The 12,254-nt window shown below is 64.1% G+C and carries 12 protein-coding genes and 1 pseudogene; 6 read left to right on the top strand and 7 right to left on the bottom strand.

What is annotated here, in order from left to right; all coding sequences use genetic code 11:
- Positions 1-29: 29 nt before the first annotated feature.
- The 3 genes from HV796_RS32260 to HV796_RS32250 all read right to left on the bottom strand — a co-directional run bounded on the left by HV796_RS32260 (position 30) and on the right by HV796_RS32250 (position 2,966).
- A complete protein-coding gene (locus tag HV796_RS32260) occupies positions 30-1,235 on the bottom strand; it encodes an aminotransferase-like domain-containing protein (protein ID WP_175231956.1) in 1,206 nt (401 codons plus the stop codon).
- A 74-nt stretch (positions 1,236-1,309) separates the two neighbouring features.
- Positions 1,310-2,218 carry a DMT family transporter gene (locus tag HV796_RS32255; protein WP_175231955.1) on the bottom strand — a complete coding sequence of 303 codons (909 nt, stop codon included), beginning with the start codon at positions 2,216-2,218 and terminating at the stop codon, positions 1,310-1,312.
- A 61-nt stretch (positions 2,219-2,279) separates the two neighbouring features.
- A complete protein-coding gene (locus tag HV796_RS32250; RefSeq protein WP_175231954.1) occupies positions 2,280-2,966 on the bottom strand; it encodes a VOC family protein in 687 nt (228 codons plus the stop codon).
- Between the two features lie 336 nt (positions 2,967-3,302).
- Here HV796_RS32250 and HV796_RS32245 point away from each other — a divergent pair, with 336 nt between their 5' ends.
- Together HV796_RS32245 and htpG are read left to right on the top strand one after the other, a co-directional pair.
- Entirely contained in the window at positions 3,303-4,757 is a 1,455-nt protein-coding gene (locus tag HV796_RS32245) for an aminotransferase-like domain-containing protein (RefSeq protein WP_175231953.1), read from the top strand.
- Positions 4,758-4,913: 156 nt separating this feature from the next.
- On the top strand, positions 4,914-6,824 hold the full coding sequence (gene htpG / locus HV796_RS32240) for a molecular chaperone HtpG (RefSeq protein ID WP_175231952.1): 1,911 nt from the start codon (positions 4,914-4,916) through the stop codon (positions 6,822-6,824).
- A 125-nt stretch (positions 6,825-6,949) separates the two neighbouring features.
- Here htpG and HV796_RS32235 read toward each other — a convergent pair whose 3' ends face one another.
- Positions 6,950-7,216, bottom strand: coding sequence for a hypothetical protein (locus tag HV796_RS32235; protein WP_175231951.1), 267 nt, complete (start codon positions 7,214-7,216; stop codon positions 6,950-6,952).
- A 177-nt stretch (positions 7,217-7,393) separates the two neighbouring features.
- Between HV796_RS32235 and HV796_RS32230 the strand changes: the two genes are divergently transcribed.
- The 4 genes from HV796_RS32230 to HV796_RS32215 all read left to right on the top strand — a co-directional run bounded on the left by HV796_RS32230 (position 7,394) and on the right by HV796_RS32215 (position 11,047).
- Complete coding sequence (locus HV796_RS32230; protein ID WP_175231950.1) at positions 7,394-9,241, top strand: tetratricopeptide repeat protein; 1,848 nt, start codon at positions 7,394-7,396, stop codon at positions 9,239-9,241.
- A gap of 98 nt (positions 9,242-9,339) precedes the next feature.
- On the top strand, positions 9,340-9,717 hold the full coding sequence (locus HV796_RS32225; RefSeq protein ID WP_175231949.1) for a hypothetical protein: 378 nt from the start codon (positions 9,340-9,342) through the stop codon (positions 9,715-9,717).
- A gap of 89 nt (positions 9,718-9,806) precedes the next feature.
- Positions 9,807-10,499 carry a chorismate--pyruvate lyase family protein gene (locus HV796_RS32220; protein ID WP_175231948.1) on the top strand — a complete coding sequence of 231 codons (693 nt, stop codon included), beginning with the start codon at positions 9,807-9,809 and terminating at the stop codon, positions 10,497-10,499.
- 38 nt (positions 10,500-10,537) lie between these two features.
- Complete coding sequence (locus HV796_RS32215; RefSeq protein ID WP_175231947.1) at positions 10,538-11,047, top strand: DNA-deoxyinosine glycosylase; 510 nt, start codon at positions 10,538-10,540, stop codon at positions 11,045-11,047.
- An 8-nt stretch (positions 11,048-11,055) separates the two neighbouring features.
- Here the strand turns inward: HV796_RS32215 and HV796_RS32210 are convergent, their stop codons facing one another.
- The 3 genes and pseudogenes from HV796_RS32210 to HV796_RS43480 all read right to left on the bottom strand — a co-directional run.
- Positions 11,056-11,556: a type II secretion system protein gene (locus tag HV796_RS32210; protein WP_175231946.1), complete on the bottom strand. Its 501-nt coding sequence runs from the start codon at positions 11,554-11,556 to the stop codon at positions 11,056-11,058.
- Positions 11,531-11,947, bottom strand: coding sequence for a type II secretion system protein (locus HV796_RS32205; protein ID WP_246356147.1), 417 nt, complete (start codon positions 11,945-11,947; stop codon positions 11,531-11,533). The genes HV796_RS32210 and HV796_RS32205 overlap by 26 nt, the downstream gene beginning before the upstream one ends.
- A pseudogene (locus HV796_RS43480) lies at positions 11,922-12,254 on the bottom strand (hypothetical protein); the annotation flags it as partial. The gene HV796_RS32205 and the pseudogene HV796_RS43480, both read right to left, overlap by 26 nt.

Genomic DNA, 12,254 nt, shown 5'->3' with positions numbered 1-12,254 from the left:
GCGGCGCGGATGCGGTTGAATGCGCGTTTTCAGATGCGCGCGCGTACCAGCGCCGCGAGACACGCGATGCCGGCATCGATTTTTTCGGGCGGCACGGTGACGAACGACAGCCGCAGCGTATTGCGTTGCGCTTCGTTCGCAAAGAACGGTGCGCCCGGCACGAATGCGACGTTCTGCGCGACCGCTTCTTCGAGCAGCTTCATGGTATCGATCGCCGCAGGCAGTTCTACCCATACGAACATGCCGCCCTCGGGCCGGGTCCACGTGACGCCTTCAGGCATGTAGCGCTCGAGCGCCGCGAGCATCGCCGCGCATTGATCGCGGTATAGCGCGCGAATGGTCGGCACGTGCGTATCGAGGAAACCGTCCTTCACGACTTCATGCACGATGCGCTGCGTGAAGCTCGGCGTGTGCAGATCGGTGGCCTGCTTGGCCTGCACGAGTTTGAAGTGCAGCTCTTCGGGCGCGATGATGTAGCCGACGCGCAAGCCCGGTGCGAGCACCTTCGAGAACGAGCCGAGGTGAACGATGTGATCGGGCGCCATCGACAGCAGCGTCGGCAGCGGTTCGCCGCGGTAGTCGAGCGCGCCGTACGGGTCGTCTTCGACGATCGGGAACGCCGCGTTCTGCGCGAATGCGGCCAGCGCGCGCCGGCGCTCGACGGGCAGGCGCCGGCCGGTCGGGTTCTGGAAGTTCGGCTGCGCATACAGCAGCCGTGCGCCGGCGGTCAGGTCAGGCGTCAGCGCGGCGGGGATCAGGCCGGCGTCATCGGTGGGCACCTGCACGTAGCGCGGCTCGTACAGCGAGAACGATTGCAGCGCACCGAGATACGTCGGCGTTTCGACGAGCACCGGGCTTTGCGGGCACACCAGCACCTTGCCGAGCAGATCGAGCGCCTGCTGCGAGCCGGTCGTGATCAGCACCTGGCTCGGGCGGATCTGCACGTTGCCTTGCGAATAGCGCGCCGCGATCCACTCGCGCAGCGGCATATAGCCTTCGGTTGCACTGTATTGAAGCGCGGCGGCTGGCGCATCGCGCAAGATCCGGTCGGACGCCGCGCGCATCTGTTCCGCGGGGAACGTCACGGGCGCCGGCAAGCCGCCTGCAAATGAAATGACTTCAGGCCGTTCGGTAACCTTAAGGATTTCACGGATGGCGGAGCTGGTGAGTTTGCGTGCGCGTTCGGACAGTTGCCACGAGCGGGCGCTCACGGTGCTCAGGTCGCTTTGGTCCATGTTTGGGTCTCCTCATCTGCATGTGTTGATGTGATCGGTGAATGATCTGAAACCGCGCCGCTTCGAACGGCCCCTCAGCCCGCGCGCGCCGCGTGCGGCGCCGGATGCACGACCGCGCGGCGACCGAGCATCACGGTCGCGATGACCGCGGCGGCGAATAACCACGTCGACGGCGCGACGCTTTCGCCGAAGAACAGTGCCGAAAAAGCGATCGTGAAGAAGATCTGCAGCAATTGCACCTGGCCGACCCGCGCGATGCCTCCCATCGCGAGGCCCGCATACCACGCGAAGAAGCCGAGAAATTGCGAAAAAAACGTGACGTAGCCGAATGCGAGCCAGGTTCTCAGCGCGACCGGCCCCGGATGCAGCACGTGTTGCTGCCACGCGAGCCAGGCGACCGGCGGGGCGAGAAACGGTGCGGATACCACGAGCGCCCAGCAGATCACCTGCCAGCCGCCGATCTGTTTCGCCAGGCGTGCGCCTTCCGCGTAACCGAGCGCGCCGATGCCGACCGCGATCAGCATCAGCAGATCGCCCGCCTGCGGCGCACCACCGCCCGCATGCAGCGCAAACGCGACGACGATCGCGCTGCCCGCCAGCGCGCTGACCCAGAACAGTTTCGACGGCCGCTCGTGCGACAGCCACGCCGCGTAAATCGCCACGCACAGCGGCTGCAGCCCATTGACGACCGCGCCGTGCGAGGCCGGCACGTATTTCATCGACCACGCGGAAAACACCGGAAACGCGATGATCACGCCGAGCGACACAATGAACAGGCTTTTCAGTTGCGCCCAGTTCGGCAGGCGTTCGCGGCGCCATAGGAGCAACACGCCCGCCGGCACGGACGCGAGGAGCGCGCGGCCGAGACCGTTTAGCAGCGGATGCCATTCGGCGACGACGATGCGCGTCATCGGCAGCGTGAGGCTGAAAACCATCACGCCGACGAGGCCGAGCAGCATGCCTTGTGTTTCGCGCGAATTCATGGCGTGGGTGTCTCCGAGTCGGTTATCTGTTGCAAGGGCGCGCAATCCGCGCCGGAACGGCTTATTTGAGTGTGCGCGCACCGCCGGGTGTTTCAAATTCGGCGATCAGCGCGGGGGCTCCGTCTGTGTCCATCAGCGTGATCAGATGCGCGGCGCCGAGCCAGTCGAGCTGCGCGGCGATCACGTCGGCCCGCGGATGCATCGCGCTGAGCGTCTTCAGCGCGACGCCCGATTCGGGCAGGCGCGCCGACGGATGCAGCGTGGTATCCCACTGGATCAGGCTCGGCACGATGCCGTCGCCGGCGTTCTGCCAGCTCGGGAACGCGCCATCGTCCGGCACCGTCAGGCCCCAGGTGAAATCGCCGCGTGTCATCGGCACGACCGGCGCAATTCGTTGTGGGTACTGCGCTTGCCAGCGCGCGAGGTGTCTCGGCCGCTCGACACGCGCGACCCAGTGCGACAGGTACGGCCCGTTCGCGAGCCGCGCCGCGACCGACGGATCGTCGAGCGCGAACAGGCGCGGGCGCGCAGCGCCGGCGGCAGGCTCGGGCGCGTCCGGGTCGAGCGCGATCACCTCGAGATAGACGCCGTCCCACAGGTTCAACAGCCGGTTGCAGGTGCGCATCAGCGGATGCACACCGCCGCCGGACGGCGCGACGCCGAGCGTATCGGCGACATACTGCGTGCCTTCGTCGAGCGTGCGGGCCGAGACGACGAGATGATCGAGGCGAAGCGAATGGACAGTCATGGTGGATCGAAAGAACAGTTGGGCAGCGGGCGCGTGGACAGCGTCGCGTTGCGCGGTTGCGCACGCGTTTGCGGTGAAATGTCCAAGAATAACGGTTCACGTGCCGGTCGGGCTATACGCAGCGCCGCAGCTGGGGTATTTCGATCCGACACGTACAGTTACCGTTGGCAAGCCCCGGCAGCCCCTGATACAAACGGCTGCCGGGTGGACTCGGCCAGCTTCCAGGGCCAGACCGCCGCCCATTTTCCGGCCCGGTGACAGTCGAATGTAACGTCTGCCACCGGCACAGTAACGGTACAATCGCGCAGGTAGTCTTCGGTACAGTTGGAGTCAGCTATGTCCGTCCCGCTCGAACAGATTCCCGCCCCGCATGACGCGTCTTCGCTGACGCTGGTCGACCAGCTCGTCCAATGGGCGCGCCGCCGCGTTGACGAACGCGTGTTTCGTCCCGGCATGCGCATGCCGTCGATCCGCAAACTCGCGATCGACAAGGGCGTGTCGCGCTTTACCGTCGTCGAGGCCTACGAGCGGCTCGTCGCGCAGGGCTATCTGGACTCGCGGCGCGGTTCGGGCTTCTATGTGCGCGAACGCCTCGCGGCGCCCATACCCGGCGAACGCCGGGCGGCCAGCGAGGCCGCGCCGGGGCCGAGCACGATCGACGTGGTCTGGCTGTTGCGCAACATGCTGCATACGTCGACGCAGCCCGAACGCGGACCCGGTTTGGGTTATCTGCCGTCGCGCTGGCTGGACGGCGAACTGATCTCGGGCGCGCTGCGCACGCTCGGTCGTCAAAGCGGCGCGCAGATGCTCGGCTTCGGCACGCCGCAAGGCTTTCTGCCACTGCGCCAGCAATTGCAGACGCGGCTGGAAGAACTCGAGATCGGCGCGTCGCCGGACAGCATCGTGCTCGTGTCCGGCATCACGCAAGGCATTGATCTGCTGTCGCGGCTCTATATGCGGGCCGGCGACGCGGTGATCGTCGGCGACCCGGCATGGTTCCAGATGTTCGGGCGCATCGCGTCACAAGGCGCGCATCTGGTCGGCATGCCGTACACGCCGGAGGGCCCGGATCTCGACGCGCTCGAGACGCTCGTGCAGACGTGGCGGCCGAAGATGCTCGTGATCAACTCGGTGCTGCAGAACCCGACCGGCACATCGCTGACGGCCGCGCAGGCGTTTCGCATCCTGCGTCTGGCCGAGGAGTACGACTTCATCGTCGTCGAAGACGATATCTACGGCGACCTGTGTCCGCCCGGCTATCCGGCCACGCGGCTGGCAAGCCTCGATCAGTTGAAGCGCGTGATTTACCTCGGCAGCTTTTCGAAGACGCTCGCCGCGAATCTGCGGGTCGGCTTTATCGCGTGCGCGCCCGAGATCGCGCAGGCGGTGGCGGACCAGAAGATGCTTGTCAATATGACGACGCCGGAGCTCAACGAGCGCGTGCTATATAAAATCCTGACGGAAGGACACTACCGGCGCCACGTCGAGCGGTTGCGCGCGCGTCTGGACGGCGTGCGCGACAAGGCGTGCCGGATGCTCGAGAAGACCGGCATGCGACTCTTCCAGACACCCGGCGCGGGCATGTTCGTCTGGACCGACACCGGTGTCGACGCGGATGCGCTGGCCGCCGCGGGCCACGAATCGGGCTTCCTGCTGACGCCGGGCAGTCTCTTTTCGCCGCAGCAGTCGCCTACGACGTGGATGCGCTTTAATGTGGCGAATTGCGGCGATCCGGCGCTGCCCGCATTCCTCGGCGAGTATCTGGACAGCGTGATCCGGCGCGCCTCCTGAGCCCTTGAAATGGGCGGCCGCGCCCCCACTTTGGCCGACGATCGGCGTGTGCCGCGGCGTGTGCGAGTTCCGCGCGCCGCATGGGCGCAGTGCTGCGCATAGGCCGCCGTTCCACCTGAATTCCGAATCAACCCGCAATAGAGAGGACCTTCGACCATGGCACAAGAAACCATGAGCTTTCAGGCAGAAGTGAAGCAACTTCTGCATCTGATGATCCATTCGCTGTACAGCAACAAGGAAATCTTTCTGCGTGAGCTGATTTCTAACGCATCGGACGCGGCCGACAAACTGCGCTTCGAAGCGATTGCGAACAACGCGCTGTTCGAGGACGATCCGAATCTGCGTATCCACGTGTCGTACGACAAAGCGGCGCGCACGGTGACGATCGACGACAACGGCATCGGCATGAGCCGCGACGAAGCGATCTCGAACCTCGGCACGATCGCGCGTTCGGGTACACGGGAATTCTTCGGCAAGCTGTCGGGCGATCAGCAGAGGGATGCGGCATTGATCGGCCAGTTCGGCGTCGGCTTCTATTCGGGCTTTATCGTCGCCGACAAGATCACCGTCGAAACGCGCCGCGCGGGGCTGCCCGCATCGGAAGGCGTACACTGGGAAAGCGCCGGCGAGGGCGATTTCGCGGTCGACACGATCGAGCGCGTCGCGCGCGGCACGACCATCACGCTGCATCTGCGCGCCGAAGAGGACGAACTGCTGTCGTCGTACCGGTTGAAGTCGATCATCCAGAAGTACTCAGACCATATCGCGCTGCCGATCCTGATGAAGAAGGAAGAGTGGGATGCGGAAAAAAGCGAGATGGTCACGAAGGATGAAGACGAGACCGTCAACCAGGCGAGCGCATTGTGGACACGCGCAAAGAACGACATCAGCGAAGAGCAGTACAAGCAGTTCTACCAGCATCTGTCACATGATCATCAGGACCCGCTCACCTGGACGCACAACCGCGTCGAAGGCCGCAGCGAGTATACGCAACTGCTGTATGTGCCCGCGCATGCGCCGTTTGACCTGTGGAACCGCGATCACCGCGGCGGGCTCAAGCTGTACGTGAAGCGCGTGTTCATCATGGACGACGCCGAGCAATTGCTGCCGCTCTACCTGCGTTTCGTGAAGGGCGTGGTCGACTCGAGCGATCTGCCGCTGAACGTGTCGCGTGAACTGCTGCAGGAAAGCCGCGACGTGAAGTCGATCCGTGAAGGCGTGACCAAGCGCGCGCTGTCGATGCTCGAGGAACTGGCGACGCTTGAAACCGACGCGCAAGCCGACGCCGACAAGCAAAAGTACGCGACGTTCTGGAAGGAGTTTGGCCAGGTGCTGAAGGAGGGCATGGGCGAAGACTTCGCGAACAAGGACCGCATCGCGAAGCTGCTGCGTTTCGCATCGACGCACAACGATACTGACGAGCAGAACGTATCGCTTGCTCAGTATGTCGAGCGGATGAAGCCCGAGCAGTCGAAAATCTACTACGTGACCGCCGATACGTGGCAGGCCGCTAAGAACAGCCCGCATCTCGAAGTGTTTCGCAAGAAGGGCGTCGAAGTGCTGCTGCTGACGGACCGCGTCGATGAATGGATGCTGTCGTTCCTCAATGAGTTCGACGGTAAGCCGCTTGCCAGCGTCGCGCGCGGCGACCTCGATCTGGGTCAGTTGAACGACGAGGAAAAGCAGGCGCAAGAGAAGGTTGGCGAAGCACTGAAGCCGCTCGTCGAGCGGATGAAAGAGGCGCTAAAGGACAAGGCGAAGGACGTGCGCCTGACGTTCCGGCTGACCGACTCGCCGTCGTGCCTCGTCGCCGATGAAGGCGATATGAGCGGTTACCTGCAGCGCATGCTGAAGGCCGCGGGCCAGAAGGCGCCGGCGATGCAGCCGATTCTCGAAGTGAACCCGGAGCATCCGCTCGTCAAGGGCTTGCATACGGACAGCGCAAACTTCGACGACTGGGCGCATCTGCTGTTCGACCAGGCGTTGCTGGCCGAAGGCGGTTCGCTCGAAGACCCGGCGAGCTTCGTGAAGCGGACCAACGCGTTGCTGCTTACGCGGGCGGGCTGAGCGGGCGGTCTGAGCGGGCGTCGAGTTGCCGCGCCGCAACTGACCGGGTTCTGAAGTCTGAAAATGCGCTGCTTCGGCAGCGCATTTTCTTTGCTTCATCAATGACGCGAGGCGCGCGTAACGGTTCAACGCGCCGGCGCGCGTTCATTAATATTGCGCACCTGCGAAAGGACGGAGCCTGCGAGTTCCCTGGCTTCCGGGCATGCGCGCGAATCGGCCAGCACTTTGGCCGCTACCTTACCGATCGCGGCACTGGTGTGCTTCGTCGTGTGATGCTGTGCAAGCGCCGAGCCGGCAAGCTCCTTCTCGATCGGAGATACATTGAGTTTCGCCAGTATCACAGCGGCGAGATGCGCGATTCTATCCGACGTCTCTTTCGAATTCTTAGTCAATTTCTACTCCTTTAAGATTTTTCTTGATTTAACGCGATTGCGTTCAAGCGGCCATCATGAACGCCAATTAAGTATGGTTTACTAACTAAAAATTTTCAACGAAACTGTGTCGCTCATTTTGATGAGTGTGTTTCGCGAGTGGGTGTTGTCTGTCTGATTCGAAGCAGGGAGTGTTAAATGTTGCAATCCGTGTCGGTGCTGGATGCCGGGCCTTTGCGTGCAGTCTGGGCGGCCTTGCGCGAGCAGGGGTTCGATGCGGCTCAAGCGTGCGCGAGCGCGCTGGTGGAAGACGGCGCTTCGCCGCAGATTCATGCGGACCTATGTGCGAGCGCGGGGCAATTCGAGCGCGCATATCACAGTGCGTCTGACGCGGACGTGGATGCCTATCCCGGCGATCGCTTCGTACGGCTCGCGCTACTGACCGATGTCCTCGGCGATCACGTGGCGGCGGCCGCGGCGAGCGAACGGGCGATTGACACGTCACCGCCGGATCGCTCGATTGCATGGATCGCGTGGATCATCGAGCAATGCGGTGCGCCGGCGCCGGCGATTCACCTGTTGCGTGCCTACGAAAAGCGTGTGCCGGATGATGCGCGAGCGGCGTGGTGGCTTGCGCAGGTGCTTGCCGCCGTGCCGGGCGAGCGTGCCGCGCAAGAGCGTCGCGAGGCGTTGCTGCGCGCCTATGCGCTCGATCCGGACGTTCATCCTGCACTGGCGCTGCACGCTGCACTGGCATTGCGCGAGAAACGTGACTGGGATGCGGTCGTGCCGGTCGCGCGGCGCGCGTTGTCGCGTAATCCGGCGGATGCGGAGCTTGCGTGGCAGCTCAGTCACGCGCAATGGCAGTTGGGCGATGCACGGGCGGCCGAAGCGACGATGCGCGCGGTCGATTCGGCTGTGCCCGGCAACGCGGCGGTACAGGCGGCGATCGGCATGTATCGGTTGGAGCAGGCGCGTTATCGCGATAGCGAGGCTGCATTGCGCGCGTCGCTCGCAGTAGACCCGACCTGCGTCGAGGCAGCTGTCGATCTCGCTGAACTCGAATTGCGCCGGGATGACTGGGCGAGCGCATGGCCGCGTTACGAAGCGCGGCTTGCGCGCACAGACCGCGATGCGCGCAACATCGTCAAGGTGATCGAGCGGCACTATCGCCGCTGGCGCGGCGAACCGTTGCTCGGCAAGACGCTCGTTGTGCATAGCGAGCAGGGCAATGGCGACGACATCCAGATGGTGCGCTTTCTGCCGCGGCTCGCCGCGCGGGTGCGTGACGAAGGCGGGCACGTGGTGCTGGCCTGCCGGCGCCCATTGCATCCACTGTTCGCGAGGGTCGTTGACTCGTGCATCGCAATCGAAGACGGTCTGCCTGCCGACGCGCACTACGCGCTACCGATGATGAGCGTGCCGCTTGCGCTCGGCTTGCAGCCGGAGCAGGTGAACGGCGCGGCGTACTTGCAGGCGGACAGCGACTTGACCGCGGCGTGGCACGCACGCGTGCGTGCGGCAGCGGCAGCAAGCGGGCTAGCCGGCCGCCGTGTGCTGCATGCGGGCCTCGTCTGGTCGGGCAGTCCGACGCATCGGCGGGACGCGCAACGATCGATGCCGCTCGAAGCGTTGTTGCCGCTGCGCGCGTTGAAGAACGTCGCGTTTTATCCGCTGACGCCGGGCAAGGAAGTCGAAAGCGAATCGCTCGCACAACTGGGCTGCAACGTCTGCAGTCTGACGGCGCATTATTCGCGCGGCTTCGATGATGTTGCCGCGCATATCGAGGCGCTCGATGTGCTGGTCACCATCGACAGCGCTCCGTTGCATCTGGCCGGCGCGCTAGGCAAGCCGGTACTGGCGATGCTTGATCACGTGTCGCATTGGTGCTGGGGCGTCGCAGAGACGCAGCGCTGGTATGACTCGGTTGAACTGTTCAGGCAGCCGTTCGCGGCCGCATGGGCGCCGGTGGTCGAACGGGTCGCGGCGCGGCTGGCGCATGAAGTCGACCGGTCGCCGCGCGGGTCAACAGAAACCGTCAGATAGCGGGGCAAAGGCGCACTTAACCTGTTCTGCAGCCGGGTCGCACGAGCCTCCGCGATTCGGCATGTTGACTCCAATTCACGCGGAACAGGAGAGATGAAATGCCCATTACTGTTGCAGGGGATGACCTTAACGTCAAATCGGTCGATTGGGACCATCTGCTTACGCAGCACGGACTGGAAGGCTGCAATGCGGCGATGACTTCTGGCTGGCAACGCAAGTCGAAGTGGTACGACGCGAAAGGCGAGGAGGGTATCAAGGAGGAAGTCAATCGAGCCTTCGACATGTTTCGCCAACATGCGAAGCAACAGGGCACCGTCACGTTGCAACAGGACGGCGACGGGCGCTCCGTCGTGGATGTCGACGTGCAGGAAGCGGTCGGGACCGGCCTCAGTGGGAGTCAGACCACGCACGTGCGGCTAGTCCTGGAAGTCAAGCACTCGGGCGATACGCATATCGTCACGGCGTTTCCGCTTTGAAGCAGGGTCGGCTGCGCAAATATGCGCGCGGGAAAGGCGTCGCGCCGGCGTGACTGCGCCGGTTTTCCGCGCACCCTATAATTTGGCGCATGCCTATCTGTTTCGATCCCACCGACGCGCACTGGCGCGTCGCTCCACTTCCGGCCTTTTCCCCCCACCAGAAAGACTGGCTGACTCGCGGCGGCTCGCTGACCGCGCATTTGCGCACGCTGGGCGCGGTTGCGGTGCATGTGACCCGCGAGGCGGTCGCATTGCCGTGGGCCGATGAGTATCGCGCACTCGCTATCGCGCCGCGCGCGCCGGTGTGGGTGCGCGAAGTCGTGTTGTCGGTCGACGGTGTGCCGTTCGTCGCGGCGCATAGTATTGCGCCGGTTGCGGCGAGTACGGGCGTCTGGCAGGCGATGCGGCGGCTGCGTACGCGGCCCCTTGCTGAATTGTTGTATAGCGACAGCAGTGTCGCGCGTTCGGCGCTGGTGAGCCGCCGGCTCACCGCGCGACATCCGTTGTTCCGGCTTGCGGCGCGCGAAATCGAAGGCGTCGACGAACGGCGCGCGCATGCGCTAGTCGCGCGCCGTTCGGTGTTCGAGCGCCATCGCGCGCCGTTGATGGTCACCGAATGCATGCTGCCTGCGCTGTGGGCGCATCTCGCGGCGCGGTCGGAGGCGCGGACGGCGGAACCGCAACGTCAGATTCCGCGCGAGCACGGCCGGCCGCTCGAGCATACGGCGGCGCGGTCGCATCAGGTCGCGCATGGTGGGCGCGACGGCACGCGCGTGCTGTAGCGCACGAAATCGCGCGAGCGCCGAATCCCCGAAGCCCCATGACCCTCAAAAAGTGCTTTCCGCCAGTGGCGGACCACAACACGAGAATACTCATACTCGGCAGCCTGCCCGGGGAAGCTTCGCTTGCGCACAACCAGTACTATGCGCACAGGCAAAATCGATTCTGGGCCCTGGTCGGCGATGTCATTGGCGAGCACCTCGTTAATATGGAATACGCTGACCGCTTGCATACGCTTCTTAAGCGCGGGATTGGCCTCTGGGACGTGGTGGCACAGGCAAGGCGCACAGGTAGTCTCGACAGCCAGATACGCGAACATGCCAGCAACGATCTGCTCGCCCTGATAGAGACGCTGCCCTCGCTATCAGCGATTGCATTCAACGGCGGCACGGCGGCGAAGCTCGGCGAGCGCGCGCTCGGTAGTCACGCCAGCCGGTACCGGATACTCAGGCTTCCCTCGACGAGTCCCGCGCATGCCTCGCTGTCCTATGCGGCCAAGCTGGTTCAATGGCGAGAGATTCGCCAGTCGTTGCCTGACGGCGAGGCATAGCAACGCGCTTACGGCGCGTAGACGAACGCCCAATCCCGATACGTGCCGGATCTGACAAAACCCGCCGTCTCCGCTTGGAGTCCAGCTGTCTTGAGAGGCTGCTTGTGCGATGCGCTGCGCACGCCCATCACGCCGCCTTCCGGAGCAGGGATAGCGACGAAGGGCGCGCCGGTGATGGGGTCCGGATAGAGCTGGCGCAGATAGCGGCGTACGACGGGATACCTGGGATCGCGTAGCAGGTCGTCCAGTTTTTCGGGGTATCGTCTCGCGCCGACCGGCGTGCTCGCGACGTACTGGCGGATGGCGTTCCTATAGAGGTCGCCAACCGCGAGCAGATCGGCTTCACGGGCGCGTTGCCCCGATGACTTCACGTTATTGACGAGCGTGCCGAGCGCAAGTGTGATGAACAGAACGAGCAGGAGCGCCCAGAAATAGGTGACGCCTCGCTGACGCCTCGCTGACGCCTCGCGCAACGGTGATGTTTCACCATGCACTGTACTCGGACCCATCTTGCGCCTCGCCTCGAGCGCCGCTTTTCACGTCGACGACGGTCTTTTCGTCTTCGTCCTTGCCCAGCACCGGTATCCAGGTGTCCGACCGGTTGGTCACCGGATCGAGCGGCAAGCTGCGCAGATAGCGACGCTCAGGGAGTTCGGAGAGCTTGTCGGGATACTTGCCTGTGTCGCTGTAGTACTCGTCGAGCGCGCGGCGCAGTACCGACAGATTTTCCTTCAATGCGGCCTCTCTGGCGCGATCGGCCTGATGAATGTAGCGCGGGGCGACGATCGAAAGAAGCGTCGCGACGATCGCCAGGACGACAAGCAGTTCGATGAGCGTGAACGCGTCGTTCCTTCTGCGCCTGGTCATCTCCGGTTCACCAGTCGCGATAGGGCGTGCCATTGAGCCCTTTCCGGTTGCTGCGGGAATACACGTCATAGATGTCGCTTCCTTCCTGAGGATCGTCCGCCTCGCTCGCATAACTTCGCTTGCCCCAGTCGTCGCCGCCGGCGGGACCGGATGAGGTTCGGCTCATCGGATCAGGTGGAATGCGGCGCAGAAAAAAGAGCTTCCTGCCCTTCGGATCGCGCTGATCGGTTACACGTATGACGATGCGACGTGCGCGACGGCCGCCGGCTATGTGAAAGGTTGCACGCACAACGTGCTGACGGTGTCGCGCACGCCGCGTCCGGGCACGACCGAGCCCGTG

This window comes from Paraburkholderia humisilvae (assembly GCF_902859855.1).
Lineage (GTDB): Bacteria > Pseudomonadota > Gammaproteobacteria > Burkholderiales > Burkholderiaceae > Paraburkholderia > Paraburkholderia humisilvae.
The sequence above is the reverse complement of the archived record's forward strand: the minus strand, read 5'-3'. Positions and strand labels throughout refer to the sequence as shown.